General features: G+C 66.8%; 19 protein-coding genes and 1 tRNA gene. 11 read left to right on the forward strand and 9 right to left on the reverse strand.

Going from position 1 to position 23,142, the window contains the following annotated elements; genetic code table 11:
- Nucleotides 1–149 precede the first annotated feature (149 nt).
- Together panD and AC1DFE_RS15340 are read right to left on the reverse strand one after the other, a co-directional pair.
- Entirely contained in the window at nucleotides 150–578 is a 429-nt protein-coding gene (gene panD / locus AC1DFE_RS15335; protein ID WP_476906736.1) for an aspartate 1-decarboxylase, read from the reverse strand.
- Between the two features lie 56 nt (nucleotides 579–634).
- Nucleotides 635–1,651, reverse strand: coding sequence for a LysR substrate-binding domain-containing protein (locus tag AC1DFE_RS15340; RefSeq protein WP_476906737.1), 1,017 nt, complete (start codon nucleotides 1,649–1,651; stop codon nucleotides 635–637).
- A gap of 157 nt (nucleotides 1,652–1,808) precedes the next feature.
- Between AC1DFE_RS15340 and AC1DFE_RS15345 the strand changes: the two genes are divergently transcribed.
- Both AC1DFE_RS15345 and AC1DFE_RS15350 read left to right on the forward strand, forming a co-directional pair.
- The gene (locus AC1DFE_RS15345; RefSeq protein ID WP_476906738.1) at nucleotides 1,809–3,269 is read left to right on the forward strand and encodes an amino acid permease; all 1,461 of its coding nucleotides are present in this window, start codon (nucleotides 1,809–1,811) and stop codon (nucleotides 3,267–3,269) included.
- Nucleotides 3,270–3,574: 305 nt separating this feature from the next.
- Nucleotides 3,575–7,099 (forward strand): bifunctional proline dehydrogenase/L-glutamate gamma-semialdehyde dehydrogenase, encoded by a 3,525-nt coding sequence (locus AC1DFE_RS15350; protein ID WP_476906739.1) that lies wholly within the window; start codon nucleotides 3,575–3,577, stop codon nucleotides 7,097–7,099.
- A 130-nt stretch (nucleotides 7,100–7,229) separates the two neighbouring features.
- On the opposite strand, the gene AC1DFE_RS15355 is transcribed toward AC1DFE_RS15350, so the two are convergent.
- Together AC1DFE_RS15355 and AC1DFE_RS15360 are read right to left on the reverse strand one after the other, a co-directional pair.
- Nucleotides 7,230–7,484 (reverse strand): hypothetical protein, encoded by a 255-nt coding sequence (locus AC1DFE_RS15355; protein ID WP_476906740.1) that lies wholly within the window; start codon nucleotides 7,482–7,484, stop codon nucleotides 7,230–7,232.
- 148 nt (nucleotides 7,485–7,632) lie between these two features.
- A complete protein-coding gene (locus AC1DFE_RS15360) occupies nucleotides 7,633–8,487 on the reverse strand; it encodes a LysR family transcriptional regulator (protein WP_476906741.1) in 855 nt (284 codons plus the stop codon).
- 132 nt (nucleotides 8,488–8,619) lie between these two features.
- Between AC1DFE_RS15360 and AC1DFE_RS15365 the strand changes: the two genes are divergently transcribed.
- A complete protein-coding gene (locus AC1DFE_RS15365; protein WP_476906742.1) occupies nucleotides 8,620–9,948 on the forward strand; it encodes an MFS transporter in 1,329 nt (442 codons plus the stop codon).
- A gap of 21 nt (nucleotides 9,949–9,969) precedes the next feature.
- On the opposite strand, the gene AC1DFE_RS15370 is transcribed toward AC1DFE_RS15365, so the two are convergent.
- Nucleotides 9,970–10,043 (reverse strand) — tRNA-Gly (locus tag AC1DFE_RS15370).
- A 241-nt stretch (nucleotides 10,044–10,284) separates the two neighbouring features.
- Here AC1DFE_RS15370 and AC1DFE_RS15375 point away from each other — a divergent pair.
- Nucleotides 10,285–10,731, forward strand: a complete 447-nt coding sequence (locus AC1DFE_RS15375; RefSeq protein WP_476906743.1) for an SRPBCC family protein — start codon at nucleotides 10,285–10,287, stop codon at nucleotides 10,729–10,731.
- A gap of 40 nt (nucleotides 10,732–10,771) precedes the next feature.
- On the opposite strand, the gene AC1DFE_RS15380 is transcribed toward AC1DFE_RS15375, so the two are convergent.
- Nucleotides 10,772–12,538, reverse strand: a complete 1,767-nt coding sequence (locus tag AC1DFE_RS15380) for a CAP domain-containing protein (protein ID WP_476906744.1) — start codon at nucleotides 12,536–12,538, stop codon at nucleotides 10,772–10,774.
- Between the two features lie 106 nt (nucleotides 12,539–12,644).
- On the opposite strand from AC1DFE_RS15380, the gene dcd reads away from it, so the two are divergent.
- Nucleotides 12,645–13,220 (forward strand): dCTP deaminase, encoded by a 576-nt coding sequence (dcd, locus tag AC1DFE_RS15385; protein ID WP_377992725.1) that lies wholly within the window; start codon nucleotides 12,645–12,647, stop codon nucleotides 13,218–13,220.
- 23 nt (nucleotides 13,221–13,243) lie between these two features.
- Here the strand turns inward: dcd and AC1DFE_RS15390 are convergent, their stop codons facing one another.
- The 3 genes from AC1DFE_RS15390 to AC1DFE_RS15400 all read right to left on the reverse strand — a co-directional run bounded on the left by AC1DFE_RS15390 (nucleotide 13,244) and on the right by AC1DFE_RS15400 (nucleotide 16,407).
- A complete protein-coding gene (locus AC1DFE_RS15390; RefSeq protein ID WP_476906745.1) occupies nucleotides 13,244–14,428 on the reverse strand; it encodes a cation:proton antiporter in 1,185 nt (394 codons plus the stop codon).
- Between the two features lie 5 nt (nucleotides 14,429–14,433).
- Nucleotides 14,434–14,916, reverse strand: coding sequence for a cation:proton antiporter regulatory subunit (locus tag AC1DFE_RS15395; RefSeq protein ID WP_476906746.1), 483 nt, complete (start codon nucleotides 14,914–14,916; stop codon nucleotides 14,434–14,436).
- A gap of 87 nt (nucleotides 14,917–15,003) precedes the next feature.
- Complete coding sequence (locus tag AC1DFE_RS15400) at nucleotides 15,004–16,407, reverse strand: MFS transporter (RefSeq protein ID WP_476906747.1); 1,404 nt, start codon at nucleotides 16,405–16,407, stop codon at nucleotides 15,004–15,006.
- Nucleotides 16,408–16,597: 190 nt separating this feature from the next.
- Here AC1DFE_RS15400 and AC1DFE_RS15405 point away from each other — a divergent pair, with 190 nt between their 5' ends.
- The 6 genes from AC1DFE_RS15405 to mnhG are packed head-to-tail and all read left to right on the forward strand — an operon-like array spanning nucleotide 16,598 to nucleotide 23,119.
- On the forward strand, nucleotides 16,598–19,678 hold the full coding sequence (locus tag AC1DFE_RS15405) for a Na+/H+ antiporter subunit A (RefSeq protein ID WP_476906748.1): 3,081 nt from the start codon (nucleotides 16,598–16,600) through the stop codon (nucleotides 19,676–19,678).
- Nucleotides 19,675–20,274 carry a Na(+)/H(+) antiporter subunit C gene (locus tag AC1DFE_RS15410; RefSeq protein ID WP_476906749.1) on the forward strand — a complete coding sequence of 200 codons (600 nt, stop codon included), beginning with the start codon at nucleotides 19,675–19,677 and terminating at the stop codon, nucleotides 20,272–20,274. The genes AC1DFE_RS15405 and AC1DFE_RS15410 overlap by 4 nt, the downstream gene beginning before the upstream one ends.
- The gene (locus tag AC1DFE_RS15415; protein WP_476906750.1) at nucleotides 20,271–21,890 is read left to right on the forward strand and encodes a Na+/H+ antiporter subunit D; all 1,620 of its coding nucleotides are present in this window, start codon (nucleotides 20,271–20,273) and stop codon (nucleotides 21,888–21,890) included. The genes AC1DFE_RS15410 and AC1DFE_RS15415 overlap by 4 nt, the downstream gene beginning before the upstream one ends.
- Nucleotides 21,887–22,432 carry a Na+/H+ antiporter subunit E gene (locus AC1DFE_RS15420; protein ID WP_476906751.1) on the forward strand — a complete coding sequence of 182 codons (546 nt, stop codon included), beginning with the start codon at nucleotides 21,887–21,889 and terminating at the stop codon, nucleotides 22,430–22,432. The genes AC1DFE_RS15415 and AC1DFE_RS15420 overlap by 4 nt, the downstream gene beginning before the upstream one ends.
- Nucleotides 22,429–22,707, forward strand: coding sequence for an MrpF/PhaF family protein (locus tag AC1DFE_RS15425; protein WP_476906752.1), 279 nt, complete (start codon nucleotides 22,429–22,431; stop codon nucleotides 22,705–22,707). The genes AC1DFE_RS15420 and AC1DFE_RS15425 overlap by 4 nt, the downstream gene beginning before the upstream one ends.
- On the forward strand, nucleotides 22,697–23,119 hold the full coding sequence (mnhG, locus tag AC1DFE_RS15430; protein WP_476906753.1) for a monovalent cation/H(+) antiporter subunit G: 423 nt from the start codon (nucleotides 22,697–22,699) through the stop codon (nucleotides 23,117–23,119). Before AC1DFE_RS15425 ends, mnhG begins: the two co-directional genes overlap by 11 nt.
- Nucleotides 23,120–23,142 lie beyond the last annotated feature (23 nt).

Genomic DNA, 23,142 nt, shown 5'->3' on the forward strand with positions numbered 1-23,142 from the left:
TGCCGCCGGGGGCAGGCTGGGGCAGGGGGCGGCATCCACCATCCCAGCCTAATCAGATTTATTCAGCCGCGGTTCACCATGTGGCAGGGATCGCACTGCCGTGTTGGCTCACATGTTTGCCCGCGGGTGGCGCTGCTGCTACCTGATTGCTAGCTCAGCGCGGCGTTGTGGAGCGCGAACGGCGGCCGCAGCAGGCCAGGGGTGAGGCCTTCGGCGGGGTCGTTGCCCAACTGGATGATGCGGTTGTCCTTGTCCACGTGGACAACCTTGGGTTCGTACGCCTTGGCTTCTTCGGTGGTCATCTGCGCGTATGTGATCAGGATGACAGTGTCGTTCTCGTGCACCAGGTGCGCCGCCGGGCCGTTGATCCCGATGACGCCGGAACCGCGTTCGCCGGCGATGGTGTACGTCTCGAGCCGGGCGCCGTTGGTGACGTCCACAATGGCCACGAGCTCGCCGGGCAGGATGTCGGCAGCATCGAGCAGGTCCAGGTCAACGGTGACCGACCCCACGTAGTGCAGGTCCGCGTGCGTGACTGTGGCCCGGTGGATCTTGGACTTAAACATTGTGCGATTCATAACGTCAACAGTTTAGCGCCGGGGTCAACGCTTGGCTGTGAGCTAGGGAACATCTGCTAGACCGGTTCTCCGCCGGCTGCCGTTCCTGCTGTTCCTTCCGTTCCTTCTGACACGGCGGCTGCGGCCGGGGCGGGGGCGCCGGAGGCGTCAGCTCCGGTGTCTATTTCCTGGGCCGCCGCAATGGAGGCGGCGGTGGAGGCCAGGATTTCGCGGGCGGCGAGGATGGCGGGGCGCTGCGCCCCCGACCGCCGCACTGAGGTGAAGACCGTCCGCCTCGGCTTGCCGGGAAGGTCCAGCAGCTGTGCCGCGGTGCCGCGGCCGGTCCACACCAGGTCCGGCATCAGGGCCACCGCGTTTCCGGACTCGATCAGGCGGATCTGGGCCTGGAGGTCAGCCGTTTCAAAGCGGACGTCCGGCTCGAAGCCGGCACTGCGGCAGGCCTGCTCTGCCCAATGCCGCGACGCCGCGCCACGCGGTTCCATCACCCACGGCATCTCGGCCGTGTCAGCGAGTGTGTCGACTTTCTTCCTGCCCTCCGCGGGCGGCGGGACCGCGAGCCGGATGGCGTCGCTCGTGAGGCGCACCCGGTCCAGTTCGGGGTAGCGGGGCGCGGCGTGGCCGGGGTACTGCTCGGCGATGACCAGGTCGAAGTCACGGGCCCACGTCTCATGCAGCGCCGTTTCGGGCTCGCGCTGGGTCATCTCGATCCGCACCTCGGGGTAGGTAGCCGCCAGGCGGGTGAGTGCGTCCGGCATGAGGGCCAGCGCGGCGGACTGGAAGACGGCGATCCGCACCGTGCCCGAGACAGTGGTCAGTGAGGCGGCCAGGTCTGCCTCCGCCTGTTCCAGCGTTTCCAGCAGATGGGCTGTATGCGCCACCAGAACCTCTGCTTGCGGGGTCAGCTGCACGCGGCGGCCTGTTTTCCTCAGGAGTTCCACCCCAACTTCCTTCTCAAGCAAGGCCAATTGTTGGGACACTGAGGATGGACTGTACTGCAGGGCTGCGGCTACCTCGGCGAGCGTGCCCCGGATCTTCAGCTCGCGGAGCAGCCTCAACCGGCGAACATCAAGCATGGGCTGTTCCTTGGGTTGCACAAATGAATAGTTGGGCTAACGAATACTGGTTAGAAGTATGCACTTTATCTAATGCAAGACTGCTTGCATACTAAACAGATTGAGTTACCCCCATCACAGGGCGACATGATGGGGCCGCACCTACGCAGGAGTCCCGATGAATACACCAGATCCATCGCAATCAATCTTGAGGCGCAAGCCTATTGACGACATCGAAGTGGAGAACAAACACAGCGGACTATTCAAGTCCCTTGGACTGTGGCAGCTGACGGCCATCGGCGTCGGCGGCATCATCGGCGTCGGCATCTTTTCGCTGGCGGGTCTCGTGGCGCACGGCAGCGCCGACACGCCCGGCGTCGGACCTGCGGTGCTGATTTCCTTCCTGATCGCCGGGCTGGCCTCGGCTGCCGCGGCCCTCTCCTACGCGGAGTTCGCCGGCATGATCCCGCGCGCCGGCTCGGCGTACACCTACGGCTACGTGGCCCTGGGCGAAATCATCGGCTGGTTCATCGGCTGGGACCTGCTGCTGGAGTACATCGCGATTGTGGCTGTGGTGGCCATCGGCATCTCCGGCTACTTTGATGCGTTCCTCTCCGGCATTGGGATCCACATGCCCGCCTGGATGACGTCCACCGTGGACGAAGGCAAGGGCGGCATCATCAACATCCCCGCCATCCTGGTCTGCCTGCTGGTGACCTGGATCCTCTCCCGCGGCACCAAGACTTTCGGCCGGTTCGAACTGATTGCCGTTGCCATCAAGGTTGTGCTGATCCTGTTCATCATCGGCTTGGGCGTCTTCTACATCAACACGCAGAACTTCAGTCCGTTCATGCCCAGCGGCTTTGGCCCCGTCCTGGCTGGCTCGGCCACCGTGTTCTTCGCCGTGTTCGGTTACGACGCCATGAGTACCGCGGCCGAAGAGGCCACCGACGGCAAGAAGCACATGCCCAAGGCGATCATCCTGTCCCTCATCATCGCCATGCTGCTCTATGTTGCCGCCACCCTCGTGCTCACCGGCATGCAGAACTACAAAGACATCAATCCCGCCGCGGGCTTCGCCTCGGCGTTCCAGGGCGTAGGCCTTCCGGTCATCGCCACCATCATTTCCGTGTTCGCGGTGCTGTCCATCCTCACCGTGATGCTCACGTTCCTCCTCGGCGTCACCCGCGTATGGTTCTCCATGAGCCGCGACGGGCTCCTCCCCGGCTGGTTCTCCAAGACCGACCGGAATGGAACCCCGCAGCGCGTGACGTGGATCGCCGGCATCGCCTCGGCGCTCCTGGCCGGCGTGTTCCCGATCAAGGCCGTCGCCGACCTCACCAACATCGGTATCCTCGCCGCGTTCGTGGTGGTGTGCGTTTCCGTGATCATCTTCCGCTACACCAAACCGGAGGCGCCGCGGACCTTCCGACTGCCGCTGATGCCGGTAGTCCCCGCGTTCGGTGTCCTGGCCTCCGCGTTCCTGATGTTCCAGCTGCACTGGGAAACCTGGCTGCGCTTCGTTGTCTGGCTCGTGATCGGCCTGGTGATTTACTTCAGCTACGGCAAGCGGCACTCGCTGATGAACCCGAACAGCCCGCGGCACGGCGAGGCAGTGGAAATGCACACGCCGGTGTAGCTCCCTCCCTTTCAGGCGCCTTGCTGACGAACCCTCCCTCACCGCTGGTGAGGGAGGGTTCGCTGTTTGGCGGCGAAAACTGATCGAGCGTTTTTGCCTCCCAACCCTCTATCAGCTATTGCGGCCATTCCCGCGACGCTCTATCACTAGTCCTCGGGGCGGGGTTTCGGGGCAGCAGGCGGGAATACAGAACGATCGGTTTTTCTAACGTGTATTGCTCAGTAAAGATCGCTTTATCTTAAGGGACGACAGGCTCATACTGATGAATAAGACGATCCCATCGCACCGAAAGAACGAGGAAAGCCATGACCAACACCGCAACGGATCACCGCGTGCAGGCAGGCAAGGACGCCGCTGTGGCCAGCGTTGTCGCCACCCCCTCGGCAGGGTCGGACGTCGCCGAGGCGACTGCCCTGGCCACTGACGCCATTGCCCTCGTCCGCCGCTGGCTAACCGAAGCCAGCAAGGTTCCCGTGGACGCCTCCGCCGAGCAGCTCGCGGGCGTCCTGAAGGACCCGAACGGGCTTGACTTCACCGTGGGCTTCGTCGACGGTGTGGTCCGTCCCGAGGACCTCCACGTGGCGGCCCGCAACCTCGCTGCCCTCGCCCCGAAGGTTCCCGCCTTCCTGCCCTGGTACATGCGCAGCGCTGTCCAGATGGGCGGCCTCATGGCCCCGGTCCTGCCGCAGGTTGTCATTCCGGTGGCCCGCAAGGTCCTTCGTGAGATGGTGGGCCACCTCATCGTTGATGCCACCGACTCCAAGCTGGGCCCGGCCATCGCCAAGATCCGCAAGGACGGCATCAAGCTCAACGTGAACCTCCTCGGCGAAGCCGTGCTGGGCGAGCACGAGGCCTCCCGCCGGCTCGAAGGCACCCACACGCTGCTGGCCCGCCCGGATGTGGACTACGTCTCCATCAAGGTGTCCTCCACCGTGGCCCCGCATTCCGCCTGGGCATTCGACGAGGCCGTGGAGCACGTCGTCGAGAAGCTCACGCCTCTCTTTGCGCGCGCGGCCTCCTTCTCCAAGGCGAAGTTCATCAACCTCGACATGGAGGAGTACAAGGACCTGGACATGACCATCGCGGTCTTCACCCGGATCCTGGACAAGCCCGAATTCAAGAACCTGGAAGCCGGCATCGTGCTCCAGGCCTACCTGCCCGACGCCCTCGCCGCCATGATCCGGCTGCAGGAATGGGCGGCCGCCCGGCGCGCTGACGGCGGCGCGGCCATCAAGGTCCGCGTGGTCAAGGGTGCCAACCTCCCCATGGAGCAGGTGGAGTCCTCGCTGCATGACTGGCCGCTGGCCACGTGGGGCACCAAGCTCGACTCGGACGTCAACTACAAGCGCGTCATCAACTACGCGCTGCACCCGGACCGGATCGGCAACGTCCGGATCGGCGTGGCAGGCCACAACCTGTTCGACATCGCCTTTGCCTGGCTGCTGGCCAAAAAGCGCGGCGTCGAGTCGGGCATCGAATTCGAGATGCTGCTCGGCATGGCGCAGGGGCAGGCCGAAGCGGTCAAGAAGGACGTCGGCTCCCTGCTGCTCTACACACCGGTGGTGCACCCGGCCGAATTCGACGTCGCCATCGCCTACCTGATCCGCCGCCTCGAAGAGGGCGCCAGCCAGGAAAACTTCATGTCCGCCGTCTTCGAGCTCAGCGAAAACGAAGGACTGTTCGAGCGCGAAAAGCAGCGCTTCCTGTCCTCCCTGGAAGAGCTCGACGACGAGGTGCCGCCGCCCAACCGCCTGCAGAACCGCAGCCTCCCGGCAGAGCTGATGCCGCGCACCGGCTTCCAGAACACCCCGGACACGGACCCGTCCCTGCCCGCCAACCGCGACTGGGGCCGGGCCATCCTGGACCGCGTCCCGGACTCGACCCTGGGCAACGCCTCCGTCGAAGCCGCGACCATCACGGACGCGGACACCCTCAACACCGTGATTGCCACGGCCGTCGACAAGGGCAAGGCGTGGGGTGCGCTGTCCGGCGCCGAACGCGCCGAAATCCTGCACCGCGCCGGTGACGTCCTCGAGGCCCGCCGCGCGGACCTGCTCGAGGTCATGGCCAGCGAGACCGGCAAGACCATCGACCAGGGCGACCCCGAAGTCAGCGAGGCCGTGGACTTCGCCCACTACTATGCCGAGTCCGCCCGCAAGCTGGACCAGGTTGACGGTGCCACCTTCGTTCCGGCGAAGCTGACCGTGGTCACCCCGCCGTGGAACTTCCCGGTGGCCATCCCGGCCGGTTCCACGCTCGCGGCACTCGCCGCCGGCTCCGCCGTCGTCATCAAACCTGCCAAGCAGGCCCGCCGCAGCGGCGCCGTTATGATTGAGGCACTGTGGGAAGCGGGCGTCCCGCGGGACGTTCTCACCATGGTCCAGCTGGGCGAACGCGAGCTCGGCCAGCAGCTCATCTCCCACCCCGCCGTGGACCGCGTGATCCTCACCGGCGGCTACGAGACGGCCGAACTGTTCCGTTCCTTCCGCAAGGACCTGCCGCTGCTGGCCGAAACCAGCGGCAAGAACGCCATCATCGTCACCCCCAGCGCAGACCTGGACCTCGCCGCGAAGGACGTTGCCTACTCCGCCTTCGGCCATGCCGGACAGAAGTGCTCCGCCGCCTCGCTGGTGATCCTGGTGGGTTCTGTGGCCACCTCGAAGCGGTTCCACAACCAGCTGATCGATGCCGTGACCTCCCTGAAGGTGGGCTACCCGCAGGACCCCACCAGCCAGATGGGGCCGATCATTGAGCCGGCCAAGGGCAAGCTGCTCAACGCCCTGACCACCCTCGGCGACGGTGAGAACTGGGCCGTCGAACCCCGCAAGCTCGACGAAACCGGCCAGCTCTGGAGCCCGGGCGTGCGCTACGGCGTCAAGCGTGGATCCTACTTCCACCTGACCGAGTTCTTCGGCCCCGTCCTCGGTGTCATGACCGCGGACACCCTGGAAGAGGCCATCGCCATCCAGAACCAGATCGAGTACGGCCTCACCGCCGGCCTCCACTCCCTCAATACGGACGAGCTGGGACTGTGGCTGGACACCATCCAGGCAGGCAACCTCTACATCAACCGCGGCATCACCGGTGCCATCGTGCAGCGCCAGCCGTTCGGTGGCTGGAAGAAGTCTGCAGTCGGCGCCGGCACCAAGGCAGGCGGCCCCAACTACCTCGCCGGGCTGGGCGACTGGACCAGCACCGAGAGCGCCCAGGGCGCTGCGGTGGGCATCGCCAACCGCAGGGTGCAGCGGCTCGTGGACGCAGTGAAGGGCGAGCTCGACGCCGCCGACCTTGAAGCCCTGCAGCGGGCACTGGGCTCCGACGCCCTCGCCTGGGCCGACGAATTTGGCACCGCCAAGGACGTCTCGGGCCTGAGTGCCGAGCGGAACATTTTCCGCTACCGTGCGCTGCCGGTCACCGTCCGGCTGTCCGACGGCGGATCCCTCCGGGCGCTCGTCCGGACAGTAGCCGCCGGGGTACTTGCCGGTGCTCCGGTCACGGTTTCCTCCGGCGTCGCACTTCCCGCCCAGCTGCGTGCGGTGCTTACGGGCCTGGACATCGCCGTGACGGTGGAGGACGACGCCGCGTGGCTGGCGTCCGCGGGCCATCTCGCCGCGGCGGACAAGCTGTCCGGTGGCCGCATCCGCCTGATCGGCGGCTCCGCAGCCGATCTCGCCGAAGCGACCGGCGGCCGACCGGACCTGGCCATCTACGCCCACGAGGTGACAGAGGCCGGCCGCATCGAAATGCTGCCGTTCCTGCACGAGCAGGCCGTCAGCATCACGGCGCACCGGTTCGGCACGCCCAACCACCTCTCCGACTCGCTGATCTAGCGATCGCTGATCCAGAGGTCCGCTGATCCAGCGGCTCTCTGGCCCAGCGGCACGCATATGGCAAAGAACGGGCGGGCACCCTCCAAGTGCCCGCCCGTTCTGTTGCTTAGCGGTTTCGCTGTTTTGCTGCTTAGCCCAGATACCAGCCGGGCGGGGCCCACGACGCGGGAACGCTGTGTGCGGAAAAGTCCTCGCAGCGCGTACAGGTGTACGCGACTTCGCCCAGCTTCCGGACGGTGCCGTCCTGGCGATGCTTGGCCGGCACGAAGGACTCGAGGTAAATGAACTCGTCAGTTCCGCACTTTTCGCAGTTGGGCTGGCCGACGTATTCGGCGTCCATGGTCATGGAGTGGCGGGTATAGCGGGGGTTTGCGGCAGTGGTCACGGTGCACCTATCCCGAACAACGCGGGCGTCATTGCCAAGCAATGTTCGTTATCGAAACCTGTGTGTTGGCGGCCGCTGCATGACCGCAACAGTCACAGCATAAGCCAGCTGCGAACCATTATCAATGATTTTTCGGGCAGCAACCCGCCTAAACCGGCTTCTTCAGGGTCCTCCCCATGATCGCCTGGGTCAGGGCGTCGATGACCTCGGCGTTCGCCAGCGGGTTCCTGATCAGGGTGAAATCGACATCCCCCACAGGGGGCAGCTCGAAGCGGCGGGTGATGATTTTCAGGTCCTCGGGCACCAGCGAGGACGGCATTACGGCAACGCCGATGCCGGCACGGACGGCCGCCAGCACTCCGCTGATCTGCTTGGTGGTGCAGGTGATGCGCCACGTCCGGCCCACGGATTCGAGGGCATCGATGGCAAGCTTGCGGCTCAGGCTCGGCGCAGGGTAGGCGATCAGGGGCACCGGATGGCCAGGCTCCAGTGAAGTCTGTTCGAGCCCCACCCAGGAGAAGGTGTCGTGCTGGACCACGGTCCCGTCCTTGGCACCGGCTACCCACTTCACGAAGACGAGGTCCAGCTGGCCGGAATTTAGGCGCTTGTACAGCTGGTCGCTTTGGCCGACGGTGAGCTCGAGATTGATCTGCGGGTAGATCTGCCGGAATTCGCGCAGGATGCGGGGCAGGCCGGTAATGGCGAGGTCGTCGGCGGTGCCGAAGCGCAGCCGCCCGCGCATGGCTGAGCCGGAAAAGTAGCGGGCGGCGGCGTCATGGGCCGCGAGGATGCTCCGGGCGAAGCCTGCCATGGCGTCACCGTTATCCGTCAGCCTGACATCCCTCGTGTCCCGGTTGACCAGCGTGCGCTTCGCGGCGACCTCGAGCTTGCGCACGTGCTGGCTGACCGTCGGTTGGGCCAGGCCCAGGCGTTCTGCCCCCTTGGTGAAACTCAGGGTTTCGGCAACGGCGAGGAACGATCGGAGCTGGGCCGGTTCGAACATGGGCCCTCCTCGGGGCGGCAAGTCATTACGTTCAGCAATGATAGTTATAGGAGCAATAGTCTTCCACAATCGAATGTGCGGACCATAGCGTTGAGGGCATCCCCCATCGGACCGCACACCTGAGGAACCCCTGTGACACCCCCACCGCCGCCACTGGCCACCGTCACCCAGCCCGTCGCCGTCGTCAGTGAACGCCTTCCGTGGCGGCACACCTTCATCTCTCTCCGGGTTCCCAACTTCCGGCTCTTCGCCACGGGCCACTTCATTGCGGTCATCGCCATCTGGATGCAACGTATCGCCCAGGACTGGCTGGTGCTCCAGCTCTCCGGATCCGTAACCGCCGTCGGCTTCACGGTGGCGCTGCAGTTCCTGCCCTCCCTTCTGCTGGGACCGTGGGGCGGAATGGTCGCGGACCGTTTCTCCAAGCGCAGGATCCTCATCATGTGCCAGTCCGCCGCTGCAGTCCTCGCCGCTGCGCTCGCCGTCCTCGCGCTCACCGGGAGGATCGAGGTCTGGCATGTCTACGGCATCGCGCTGGTGCTTGGCCTGGTCACTGTGCTGGACCAGCCCGCCCGGCAGGTGTTCGTCCATGAACTGGTGGGGCCCCGCTACCTGCGCAACGCCATCAGCGTGAACTCGACGACGTTCCAGTTGGGCGGGCTGATCGGTCCGGCCATCGCCGGGGTGCTGCTGACCGCCGTCGGCGCCGGCTGGGCGTTCGCCGCCAACGCCGCGGCCTGCTGCTCAACCGTGGCCATGCTCCTGCTGCTGCGCCGGGACGAACTGTTTGTCAGCGCGCCCGTCCCCAAGTCCAAGGGCATGCTGCGTGAAGGGCTGCGGTACGCGCTCAGCAAGCCCACCATCTACTGGCCGTGGCTCATGGTGGGGTTCATCTCGGTGTTCGCCATGAGCCTGCCGGTGCTGCTCGCCGCCTTCGCCGACCGGGTGTACGGAATCGGCGCGGGCGGCTACGGAATGCTGAATGCGCTCGTCGCACTCGGGGCGCTGACCGGCGCGGTGGCTTCCACCCGGCGCCGGCAGCTCAGGCTGCGGTCGGTGGTCCTAGCGGCCGGCATGTACGGGCTGATGTTGTGCCTGTCCGCGGCCGTCCCCACCCTTCCGCTGTTCGGCGCCGCGCTGGTGCTGTCCGGATTCTGGTGCCTGATGTTCCTCACCGCGTCCAACCAGCTGGTGCAGACCAGCTCCAACATGAGCATCCGGGGGCGGGTGATGAGCCTCTACATCATGGTGCTGATCGGCGGCCAGGCCCTCGGCGGACCGATGATCGGTTTCATCGCCGAACACGTGGATCCGCACGCCGGGTTGCTGGTGGCCGGCGGGGTGCCGTCCCTCGCGGCGGCGACTGTCGCCGTCGTGCTTGCCCGCCGGGGTGAGCTGACGCTCAAGGTGAGTCTGCGGAACCGGCGTGGATTGCTTCAGGTGGTGCGCCGGGCAGCGTAGTGCCCATCCAAAGAGGTGGTGTGGAGCGGCTGACGGGAATCGAACCCGCGTATCAAGCTTGGGAAGCTAGCGCTCTACCATTGAGCTACAGCCGCAATGCACCGAAACTGCCGGGGCAGAACCTAGCTTAGCGCAGTTGCGCCGAGGCGCCCGCCAACTGGATCCTGAGTCCGCGCGCGTCGACAACCCCGCCCGAGAGGCCTCCCGTAACTGTTCGGTAAAGGCCCGGGCGGCGCGCGGCCGTGGGCCGGCGCCGGTGACTATCCTGAATCTCGTTAGCTGCAGTACAGGGGAACGGGCTACGCAAGGCACGCCCGACGTCGGAAAAGGATCCCCATGGCAGGTGCAGAACACGAGGTCCTCGTTGCGCGCGACGCCATGACGGTCTATTCGTTTCTCCTGGACGGGCGGAACCTTGCCAGTTGGCAGGACGGCGTCCGGAGTGTGGGGTTAAGTTCCGGCAGCGCCGGCAGCACCGGAGCAAGGTATCAGGTCACCATGGAAGGTCCCAGAGGCCGCCCGGTGGCGCGCGATTACGAAATCACCCATGCGCGGCCCGGCGCCGAAATCCAGTTCCGGGTGGTCGCCGGGCCGTCCCTCCTCCGCGGCGGTTTCTACCTCAGCACCGAGCGCGCCGGAACCCGGGTGCGGTTCGCGCTGGAGGCGCCGTCCAAGGGTTTCTGGAGCTATATCCGCCCGGCGTACCGGGGCCGGCTCCGGGCGGCGGTGGGGCAGCTTGCGAAACTGCCGGGCGTTATCGAAGAGCGTACGACGGCGGACTGAGACCCCCGCCGCTTTTCCAGAGCGTTGTTCCGGCGGCCGCCTATTGTGCCAGGCGTTGGCCCGCCCACGTCCCGGGGATGGCCGACGGCGGCGACAGCACTCCGGCGTCGAGGTTCCAGTACTGCACGGGGCCGGCCATGCCGGTCCTCTGCAGGGCCAGGCCGACGGAGTAGGTGCCGGTGACGCCGTGCAGGGCGCGAATGGCTGTCACATCGCCCCACCCGCTGGCGACCAGTGTGCGGGCTTCGGCTTTGGGCGACGGCCCACCCGAACCCCGGTAGAGCACAACGTTGCCATCACCCTGGCGGGCCAGCAGGTCCTGGAAGCCGTCGCCATCATAATCCACCATGGCGAGCCGTGTCGCCGCGACGCCGGAAGCGATGAGCGTCCGCTGGGCCAGGTCGCCTATGCCCCGGTTGGGGTAGAGCCAGAGGTTTGAGTCGGAGTCGAGGGCCAGGAGCTCGGGCAGCCGGTTGGTGGAGCACCATCCGCCGACGGCCAGCGTCATGCCGGCCCAGCCGGACTGCCCCAGCGTCACCGGTGGCAGGAAGCCGCCCGCCAGCTGCCCCGGATGCATGGTCAGTCGCCCGTCGGACCATTGCGCCAGCAGATCGAAAACGCCGTCCCGGTCCCAGTCCGTAACGAAAACCTGCCTCGCGGCCGCAAATCCTGCCCCGATTGTTTCGGCCGGACCGAACTGTCCGGCGCCCAGTGCGGGCCGGTTGATGAGCTGGCCCGAAGAGTCCACCGACACGATGTCCCCGGCACTTTTGATGGCGGCGGTGGCCAGGTCCAGCGTGGGCGGCATGTGTTTGACCAGCGGCTCGCACACATCGGTCGGCTGAACTGGAACCGAGGCGCTGGCACCCGGCGCCGCGGTGGTCCCGGCAGGCAGCGCCGTGTAGCCGAAGAAGTTCACCACACCCCACATGGTGTAGCGGTTGGGGGTAGTCTGCCAGTTCCCGTCGGTGAAGGTGATGCCGATGCCGACGACGTTAAACCGGGGGTCCATAAGGATGGCGTTGTGCGCCGGCGAATTCTTCCACCACTCGACGAGCTGCGCAGCGTCGCGGTCCCAGCGGACGGCAATGACCTCGCCCGCGCCGTTGTTGGGGCTCAGGGCGCGTGCGTCAGTCCAGAAGTTGGCGCGGTGTTCGATGACCTCCCGGGAGGCAATGCTGTCCGACCATTCCTGAGCCATGCCGGCAACGGTGGCGTGGTACTTGACAGCCGGCAGGCCCAGGGACGCCCGGTAGGTGTTGATGGCGTTGAAAACGGCGGTCACCTGGGCCGCGTTGCTGTCCGGCACCAGGGCCTGCGTTGTCAGCAGGCCCTTTGCAGCGCCGCCTGGCTCCGTCCGGGCCGTGTGTTGCGGTGCCGCGAACGCATCCGCGGGAGCTGAGAGTGGTGGGATGGAGGCTGGCTCGGGCGGGCCCGCCTGCTGGGCGGGTTGGGTCGCCTGGGCCGGCCGGCCTGGAGCAGGGGCTGTAGGGGACTGGCTGGGCACAGCTGTTGCCGGGCTGGGCGCCGGTGCGGGCAGGGCAGCCGGAACGGCAGGTGTCGTCCCGGAGGGCGCTGCGGTGCCGGCCGAACCCGTGGGTGGAGGCCCGGGTAGGGTCGGCGCGGTACCTGGGCCGCCGTCGTCGGGCGTGGCCGCCGTCCCCGGCATGGCAGCAGCGGGGGCGGAACTGCCGGCTGTTGCCGTGATTGGCAGGCCGCCCGTCGGTGGCAGGCCGTTGGCCGCGGGCGTCGCCAGCGCGAGGGCGCAGGCGAGTGCAACAGCGGCCTTGGCCGCAATCCTGTTCAAAATATCCCCAGCTCTATTTCTGGCCGTATGACGTGAGACCGTCGGCCTGATTGTTCACGCAACACTAGCGGCAGGGCAGGGGAGCAGCAATGGTATTTTTGACGGTGTGCTGATCTCTGACCGCGACATTCGTGCCGAAATTGATTCCGAGCGGATCGTCCTCGATCCATTCGAAGCCGCGATGGTCCAGCCGTCCTCGGTGGATGTCCGGATTGACCGCTTTTTCCGGCTGTTCGACAACCACAAATATGCCCACATCGACCCCGCCGAGGAGCAGCCCGAGCTGACCCGGCTGGTGGAGGTGGAGGAGGGCGAACCGTTCATCCTGCACCCCGGCGAATTCGTGCTCGGCTCCACCTACGAAACCGTCACGCTGCCGGACGACATCGCCGCGCGCCTCGAGGGCAAGTCCTCGCTTGGCCGCCTCGGCCTGCTGACGCACTCCACAGCCGGCTTCATCGATCCCGGCTTCTCCGGGCACGTCACGCTGGAGCTGTCCAACATGGCCACGCTGCCCATCAAGCTGTGGCCGGGGATGAAGATCGGACAGCTCTGCTTCTTCCGGCTGTCCTCCGCTGCGGAATTCCCCTACGGATCCGGCGAGTACGGCAACCGGTACCAGGGCCAGCGCGGCCCCACCGCAAGCCGCAGCCACCTGAACTTCCACCGGACGGATATCTAGCGCGGCGTGCCCGTCGAACGGGCTCAGGCCGGGACGGGCTGCGGCCGCGTCCGGCGGGAGAACCTCTTGACGAGCGGTTCGATGTAGCGGGCAGCCAGCGGCCCGAGGATCGCCATGATCAGGACGTACGCCGTGGCCAGGGCGGCGAGCTCGCCCGCGACCACGCCGGACGTCACAGCCAGGCCCGCGATGACAATGGAGAACTCGCCGCGGGCTATCAGCGCGGCCCCGGCGCGGAAACGACCCGGCCGCGCGATGCCGGCACGCTTGGCGGCCCAGGCTCCGGTGATGATCTTGGTGGCGGCGGTGAGCACCGCGAGGACAAGCGCCCACGCCAGCACGGGCGGTATCGAGGTGGGGTCGGTGTTGAGCCCGAACGCCACAAAAAAGATCGCGGCAAACAGGTCCCGCAGCGGCTCAAGGATCCGCGTCGCACTGTGGGCCGTGGCGCCGGAGATGGCGATGCCGAGCATGAAGGCGCCCACCGCGGCGGACACCTGCAGCACCGCCGCCACACCCGAGACCAGCAAGGCGGCCCCGAGCAGGTTCAGCAGGAATACCTCCGAATTTTCGCTGTGCACGGCTTTGGAGACGTGGTGCCCGTGCTTTAGGGCAACCAGCAGCACCACGGTGACGACTGCGAGCGAGACGCCCACGGTCTGCAGGCCGCCCAGGAAGCTGACGCCGGCAAGCGTGGCGGTGAGGATCGGCAGGTAAATCGCCATGGCCAGGTCCTCGAAGACCAGGATGGAGAGAACCACTGGGGTCTCCCGGTTACCGATACGGCCAAGGTCCGTGATGACCTTGGCCGCGATGCCCGACGACGATATATACGTGACGCCGCCCATAACCATGGCGCCCACCACTCCCCACCCCAAAAAGGCAGCCAGGGCAGCGCCTGGAACGAAGTTCAGGACGAAGTCGAGGATGCCGGCCTTCCACGATCTTCGCAGGCCGGTCACGAGTTCGGTTGCCGTATATTCCAAACCGAGCATAAGCAGGAGCAGGATGACACCGATCTCACCTGCAAGGTGGGAAAACTCCTTCATACCGCTCAGCTCCACCACGCCGCCGGCACCGAAGCACAGTCCGCCCACCAGATAAAGCGGAATGGGGGACATCCCGATGCGCCCCGCCAGCCTCGCCAGCAGGCCGAGGCAGAACACGACTGCCCCCAGTTCGATGAGAAACAGGGCCACGCGGTCCACGAGGATCAGCCGTTGCGGAGGATGTCGGCCGCAGCGTCCAGGCCCTCTTGCGTGCCTACGGCAACCAGCAGGTCACCGGCGTGAAGGACGACGTCGGGACCCGGCGACGGGACCACCTCGCCTTCACGCATGATCGCCACAATCGAAACGCCGCACCGCGTGCGGATGCAGGCCTTGCCCATGGGCTGGTTCTGGAACGGGGAATCCGCGGCAATGGAGAACTGCCGCGTGACGATCCCAGGAACTTCCCGGTGCGCCTCGGTCAGCTTCATGGCAAGGTGCTGGCCTCCCAGCAGGTTTCCCAGGGTCGCCGCCTCATCGCCGGTCAGCGGGATCGAGGCCTGGCAGGTGTCGGGGTCGTCCCACGTCGAAACGAAGAGCTCAGTCTGGCCCTCGCGGAGTTCCACGACGCCAATCCGGCGGCCGGACGCCGTCATGAAGTCCTTGCGCCTGCCCAGACCTGGGAGATCCGTCTCTTCCACGTTCATGACATCAGCCTAGTCCGCGAAGGCGCGATTTCGGCCGAAACCGTGCGCCCTGCCGGGCCGCACGTGTCCGTTGGCGCTCCGCCCGGGCTAGGACTGCGGGACGACGGCAATCCCGGCTTCGCTCGGGGCCTTCACGGGCAGGAGGACCAGCAGCCCGGCGAGCAGCACCACCATGATGCCCAGGATGCCCCAGCGCTGCGCTTCCCCTTGGGCCACCAGGGGTGTCGCGACGGTGATGCACAGCGTGAAGAGAGCGGGGGCGAGGAAGCTGACGGCCCGGCCGGTGGTAGCGTACAGGCCGAAGAGCTCACCGGACTCGCCCTGCGGCGCCAGCCGGGCCAGGTACGCGCGCGAGGAGGACTGGGCGGGGCCTACGAACAGGCAAAGGAACAGCCCGAAAACCCAGAACGTCGTAGCGCCTGACCATGGTGCGCCGAAAAACGTGTGGTTGTCGTTGCCCAGCACGAGGATCGCCGTGCCTGCGACCAGCAGACCGGTGAGGGAACCGACGATCACGGCCTTGGGCCCCACCCTGTCGTCCAGGAACCCGCCCATGACCGCGCCCGCGGCCGCCACGATGTTGCCAAAGATCGCGAAGAAGATGACCTGCGGCAGCTCGAAGCCGAAGGTGCCGGCCGCGATGATCCCGCCGAACGTGAAGACCGCTGCCAGCCCGTCGCGGAAGATGGCACTGGCCAGCAGGAAGAAGATGGTGTGCGGACTGGTCCGGTAGATGGCTTTGATCCTGCGTGCCAGCAGACCGTACGACGCCAGGAAGCCGAGGCCCGCGGCCCGCCTGGGCTTGGGCAGCTCCGGTACGGCGAACATCACCGGCAGCGCGAAGATGAAGAACCACAGGGCGGAGAACACGGCCACCAGCCGGATGTTGAGGCTGTCCTGGGTGGAGGCGCCGAACCACTCGAAGCGCGGCTGCACAAACAACTGGAGCACAATGAGCAGAGCCACGATGCCGCCGAGGTAGCCCATGCCCCAGCCGAAACCGCTGACCTTGCCGATGTTCCGCGGCGTGGAAACCTGCGCCAGCATCGCGTTGTAGTTCACGCCCGCGAACTCGAAGAACACATTGGCCAGGGCGATCAGGGCCACTCCCGGGAGGAGGAACTCGGGCCGGGGAAACACAAAGAAGCACAGTGCCGTCAGGATCGCGACGGCGGCCGTGTTCACTCCCAGCCAGAGCTTGCGGCGGCCCCCGGTATCCGACCGCTGGCCCGTGACCGGAGCGAGCAGGGCGATGGCAGCCCCTGCAATGGCCAGCGCTCCGCCGAGCACCGCTGAGGCCCGGTCTTCGCCGCCGAACGACTGGGACGTCAGGTAGACGGTGAAGACGAACGTCGTCATGACCGCGTTGAAGGCGGCCGACCCCCAGTCCCAGGCTGCCCACGCCAGGACGCGGCCCTTGCTGAAAGCCTGACGCCCTGCTTCAAGTTCCGACGACGGCTGCGTCGCCTCGGATGCGGCTGCGGAGTTCATAGGCCGATGCTATCCGCCTGTGGCGAACAGGGAACGGAAACTCTCCCGCAGACTGGCGAAACTCGCGCTGCGACCGGCCCGGGCGGGGAAAACTGCCAGTACCCCCTTGATAAACTGCTGGAACCGAACCCAACGAATGACCGCCTGCTCCAACTTTTGATAACCGAATTCTGACTTTGCGGAGATACCAGTGATCACAGTCCTTGCCGTGCACTTCGCGGTGGCCGCTGTGGCGCCGTTCGTCTTCCGGAAGTTCGGCCGCAACTCGTTCTACGCGCTGGCCGCGGTGCCCGCCGGTTCGTTCGTCTGGCTCCTGTTCCAGCACGCCGCCGTCTATGGCACCCGCGGCCCCGCAGAAACCGGCGCCCCCGCAGGCTTCGGCGGCCCCGCCGAAACCGTCCCATGGATCCCGGGCCTTGGCATTGAATTCGCCTTCCGCATGGACGCCCTGGCCTGGGTCATGTCGCTGCTGGTCCTCGGCGTGGGTGCCCTGGTGCTGGTCTACTGCGCACGGTACTTCAAGGACAAAGACAGCTACCTCGGCGGGTTCGGCGCGCAGCTGCTGGCATTCGCCGGGGCAATGTTCGGGCTGGTCACCGCGGATGACCTGCTCATGATGTTCATCTTCTGGGAACTCACCACGGTCCTGTCCTACCTGCTGATCGGCTACGCGCGGACACGACTGGCGGCCCGCCGTTCCGCGCTGCAGGCCCTCATGGTCACCACCGCAGGCGGCCTGGCCATGCTCGTGGGCCTGATCATGCTCGGCGCCAGCGCCGGCACCTACCGGATCTCCGCCATCCTCGAGCAGGCACCCGGGCTCGTGTCCGGGCCCACGGCGCAAGCCGTGGGCCCCGCCGTCGTCCTCATCCTGATCGGCGCGGTGACCAAATCCGCGCTGGTCCCCTTCCACTTCTGGCTGCCGGGCGCCATGGCCGCGCCAACGCCCGTGAGTGCGTATCTGCACGCCGCTGCGATGGTGAAGGCCGGCGTGTACATCGTGGCACGCCTCGCCCCGGGCTTCACGGACACCGCCTACTGGCTGCCGATGGTCCTCGGGCTCGGCCTGGCCACGATGCTGGTGGGCGGCTACCGTGCCCTGCGCCAGACGGACGTCAAGCTCATCCTGGCCTACGGCACCGTGAGCCAGCTCGGGTTCATCACCATGGTGGTGGGGCTCGGCAAGCCCGACGCCGCGCTCGCCGGCCTGGCCATGCTGCTCGCCCACGGGCTCTTCAAGGCGACCCTTTTCCTCGTGGTGGGCATCATCGACCACCAGTCCGGCACCCGGGACATCCGCAAGCTCTCGGGCGTTTTCCGCTCCTCCCGGGCGCTCGGCATCGTGGCCGGCATCGGCGCCGCCTCCATGGCGGGCATTCCGCTGCTGGGCGGCTTCGTGGCAAAGGAATCCGTGCTCGAGGCGTTCGTGCACTTCACCGGCTCGCCCGGCTACGGCCCGTGGGGTGCAGTGGTTTTGGCGGGCGTGGTGCTTGGCTCGGTGCTGACGTTCGCCTACAGTGCGCGTTTCATGTGGGGCGCCTTCGCCGTGAAGCCGGGCGTCGAGCGCACAGAGTTCAAGGCCATCCGGCCGGCCTTCCTGGCGGCTCCGGCAGTGCTGAGCGCCCTCACCATCGTCTACGGCCTGTGGCCGGCGCCGGTTGATGCCTGGATCCAGCCGTACGCGGCCCTGTTTGCGGAGGGAACGTCCGACGCCGGCACGGCGGCAGGTGCCGCCGGACACCTGGCCCTGTGGCACGGATTGACCCCCGCGCTGGGGCTGACCGCCGTCACCTTCGCCGCCGGCGCGGCGATGTTCTACGGACGCGGCGTCGTGGACCGGGTCCAGAGCGCCGTCCCGCCCTGGTTCGACGCCGACCGCGGTTACCAGCTGACCATCGGCGCCCTGGACGACGTCGCAGTTTGGATCACCGGACGCACGCAGCGAGGTTCGCTGTACTTCTACCTGGCCGTGATCCTCAGCGTTGCCTTCGCCCTGCCGCTGTCCGCCCTGATCGTGGCGAATAAGCCGCTTCCGCCAGGTCTTTACTTCGTGGACCCCAATTCGCCGCTGCAACTGGTGGCGGGTGCCGGAATCGTCATCGGGGCGCTCGCCGCCGTTCGGGCCAACAAGCGCTTCCTGGCCGTGCTCATGGTTTCCGTCACCGGCTACGGCATCGCCCTGATGTTCGCGCTGCAGGGTGCCCCGGACCTCGCCCTGACGCAGATGCTCGTGGAAACCATCATCCTGGTGGCATTCGTGCTTGCTATGCGCAGCCTGCCCGCGGAGCTGCGGGACCGCACCCGGGGCAAGTACCGGGTGGTCCGCGTGATCATCGGCCTGTCCTTCGGTGCCACCATGGTCTTCGCCGCCATCCACGCCATGGGTGCCCGCATCGCCACGCCCGTCTCCCTCGAGTTCCCCAAACTGGCCTACGAGGGCGGCGGCGGACTCAACATCGTCAACGTCACCCTGGTGGACATCCGCGCGTGGGACACCTTCGGTGAGATCTCCGTGCTGGCGCTGGCCGCGACCGGCGTGGCAAGCCTGATCTTCGTCCGGGGGCGCGGGGACCGGCTTCGCACGGCGTCCGCGGTGGCCGAGGGGACCGTGGGCCGCCGGCACGGCGTGGACAAATCGTCGCGGGACGGCGCTGCGCTGGCGCTGACCCGCAAGTTCGCCGCGGCAGCGCGGGACCCGTGGCTCGTTGCCGGGCGCACGCTGGCGCCGGAGCGCCGCTCCATCATCTTCGAAGTGGTCACCCGGCTGATTTTCCACTCGATGATCATCTTTTCGCTCTACCTCCTGCTGGCCGGGCACAACCTCCCCGGCGGCGGCTTTGCCGGCGGCCTCATGGCCGGGCTGGCCCTCACCCTGCGCTACCTCGCGGGCGGCCGCTTCGAACTGCGGGAAGCCACTCCCATCAGCGCAGGCACCCTGCTCGGGATCGGCCTGGCCACCGCCGCGTTGTCCGGGGCCGCCCCCGTCCTGCTGGGCGGCCAGGTGTTCCAGAGCGCCATCATCGAGTTCTGGCTGCCGGTCTTTGGCGACATCAAGTTCGTCACCTCCACCATCTTCGATATCGGCGTGTACATCGTTGTCGTCGGTCTGGTGCTGGATGTGCTGCGCAGCCTGGGGGCCGAGATCGACGAGCACTTCGAGGAACGTCCCCTGCAACTTGACGAGCAGGAAGACGGGCAGGAGGGCGCCGAAGGCACTGAACAGGTGCCAGCCGGTGTCCCCGCCGGATCGACCCGAGGCGGCCAGGCATGACAGTTAACCTGACCCTGCTGACGGTCATGGGCGCGCTTTACGCCTGCGGCATCTACCTGATCCTGGAGCGCAGCCTGACCCGTGTGCTGCTGGGGCTGATGCTGCTGGCCAATGCCACCAACCTGCTGATTCTCGCCACCGGCGGCTATGCCGGACTGGCGCCTTTCTTCAGCAAGGACACGGATCCCGCGTCCTACAACGATCCCCTGCCGCAGGCGCTGATCCTGACGTCCATCGTCATTTCCTTCGCCGTGACAGCCTTCATGCTGGGCATCATCTACCGGACCTGGGTGCTTGCCCGCCAGGACGACATCCAAGACGACATCGAGGACCGCCGCGTGGCCGAAACCCCCAGCTTCGACGCGGAGGACGATGCCGTCATCCCCATGGAAACCTCCGAGTTCCCGTTGCCCATGCTCGGCTCGGACAGTTCCGCCGCCGCAGGGCCGGTGGCCACCGTCGAGGCGGGCGGCCGGACGCTCCTGGCAGAGCACGCAGCGATAGAAGAGAAACCGGGATCCGGCAACGTCAGGGCTGACCCAGAAACAGACAAAGACACAGACTCAGGCGCGGCTGCGGATGGAGGTGCGGAATGAACCTCGCAAGCCTTGCCCCGCTCGCCGTCGTACTTCCCATCCTGGGGGCGGCGCTGACGTTCCTGCTGATCCGGCATTCCCGCGCGCAGCGCGCCGTGAGCATCGGACTGCTCTCACTTACCCTGGTGCTGGAATGCCTGCTCCTCGCGTCTGTCTGGAACGGCGGCACGGCGGCGGTGCACATTGGCAGCTGGGTGCCGCCGTGGGGAATCGTTTTGGTGGTGGACCAGTTCTCGTCGCTTATGCTCGTGGTGTCCTCCGCAGTGAGCCTCGCCGTCCTGGTGTATGCCACGGGCCAGGGCATGGCCGACGGCGACCGGGACGCCCCGGTGTCCATCTTCCACCCCACGTACCTGATCCTCGTGGCCGGAGTTTCCAACGCGTTCCTGTCCGGGGATCTGTTCAACCTGTACGTCGGCTTCGAGATCCTGCTGACGGCCAGCTACGTGCTGATGACCCTTGGCGGCACGGGTCCGCGCATCCGGGCGGGCGTCACCTACGTGGTGGTTTCAGTGGTGTCGTCGGTGCTGTTCCTGATTGCCATCGCGATGGTCTACGGCGCAACGGGCACCATCAACATGGCGGACCTGGCCATGAAGCTGTCGGAACTGGACCAGGGAACCAAGACGCTCCTGCATGTCATGCTGCTGGTGGCCTTCGGGATCAAGGCCGCTGTCTTCCCGCTGTCCTTCTGGCTTCCGGACTCATACCCCACCGCGCCGGCACCGGTCACAGCCGTGTTCGCCGGCCTGCTGACCAAGGTGGGCGTCTACGCCATGGTCCGCACGGAAACCCTGCTGTTCCCCGGCGACAGCCTCAACACGCCCCTGATGGTGGTGGCACTGCTGACCATGGTCGTCGGCATCCTGGGTGCCCTCGCGCAGAGCGACATCAAGCGTCTGCTGTCCTTCACCCTGGTCAGCCACATCGGCTACATGGTGTTCGGCCTGGCGATGTCCTCCGTGGCCGGACTGGCGGCTGCTGTGTTCTACGTGGCGCACCACATCACCATCCAGACCAGTCTGTTCCTGGTCACCGGGCTGATTGAGCGCCGCGGCGGCAGCTCCTCGGTGGACCGTCTGGCCGGGCTGGCCAAGCTGTCCCCGCTCCTGGCGCTGCTGTTCTTCGTTCCCGCCATGAACCTGGCCGGGATCCCGCCGTTCTCGGGCTTCCTGGGCAAGCTCGGCCTGATTCAGGCCGGCATCGGACTGGGCACCCCACTGGCCTATGCCCTGGTAATCGGGGGCGTGCTGACGAGTCTGCTGACCCTCCTGGCCGTCGCCCGGGTCTGGAACCGCGCGTTCTGGCGCAAGGCCGAGGACGCGGAGCACCCCGACCCGGTACTCCTCGCGGTTCCGGCCCCCGTCCGGGCTCGGGAAGGTGGCTCGGCCCCGGAAGGCGGCACGGCGGCGGTCCGCCTGCTGCCGCGGACCATGGTGGGGTCCACGCTGGGTCTGGTGGTGCTGGGCGTGGCACTCACCGTCTTCGCCGGACCGCTGTTTCAGGTGGCGGACCAGTCCGCCGCGGCCATGCTGGACAGGTCCGCCTACATCCAGGCGGTGCTCGGCGACGGGGCGCCCGTGCCGGCCCTGGCGCTGAGTGGAGGCGGAAAATGAGCCGGAAACGGGTGTCCCTGCGCCAGGAACTGCCGCTGCTGGTCTGGCTTGTTTTCGTCTGGGGCGCGCTCTGGCAGGACTTCAGCCCCGGCAACCTGCTCTTCGGCGCCCTGCTGGCGATCGCCGTGGCCCGCCTGTTCTACCTGCCGCCGGTGGAGCTGAGCGGCCGCTTCAATGTCCTGAGGGCCGTTCGGTTTGGGGTGGTGTTCCTCGGCAAGGTGGTGGCCGCCAGCTGCCAGGTGTTCTACCTGGCGGTGGCCCAGGGGCCCAAGGTGACCAACGCCGTCGTCGCCGTTCCGTTGCGGAGCCATTCGGACCTGATGGTGACGGCGACCGGCCACGTGATCTCCCTGATCCCGGGGTCGCTGGTGGTGGAGGTGGACAGATCCACGTCCACGCTCTACATCCACGGACTGAACGTCGGGAACCAGGACGACGCCCAAAAACTGCGGAAGGAAGTCCGCGACACCGAGGCGGGACTCATCCGGATCATGGGAACGAAGGAAGAGCTTGCGGCCCTGAAGCAGGAGGTTGGCGCATGATGGGCCTGGTCCTCACCGTCGCGGCTGTGGCGCTTGCCCTCGCGGCTGCGGGAGCGATCATCCGCATTGCCCGGGGCCCCTCGCTGCTGGACCGGGTCCTGGCGGCGGACGTGCTGCTGGCCATTCTCGGCGCGGCCCTGTGCATCGACATGGCCGTGAACCGGCACCTGAACAACCTGATGCTGGTGGTGGCCGTGTCCGTCATCGGGTTCATCGGCTCGGTGACGGTGGCCCGCTTCGTGGCCGACAGACGGGAACAGCCCAATGAGTCCTGAAGCAAACGTCGTGGATACCGTGATCGATGCTGTTTCGGCCGTGTTCATGGTGGTGGGAGCCTTGATGTCCCTGGCCGCCGCCATCGGCCTGCTGCGCTTCCCCGACCTGATGAGCAGGATGCATGCCGCCACCAAGCCCCAGGTCCTCGGCCTGTTCCTGCTGCTGGCCGCGGTGGGGCTGCAGCTGCGCACCTGGTGGGTGTGGCCGGTGCTGCTCGTGGCCTGGATCTTCCAGCTGCTCACAGTCCCGGTCTCGGCCCACATGGTGGGCCGCGCCGGTTACCGTACCAAGCACCTCCACAAGGAGCTGCTCAGCACGGACGAGCTGGAGGCCGTGGTGGTGAAGGCCGCCAAGGCAGCCCGCGATGCGGAAGCGGAGGCGGACGACGGCGGCAACCGTACCGCTGGTTGACGGACTCAAAACAGGGGATTATT

This window comes from Arthrobacter sp. 05T423 (assembly GCF_056396245.1).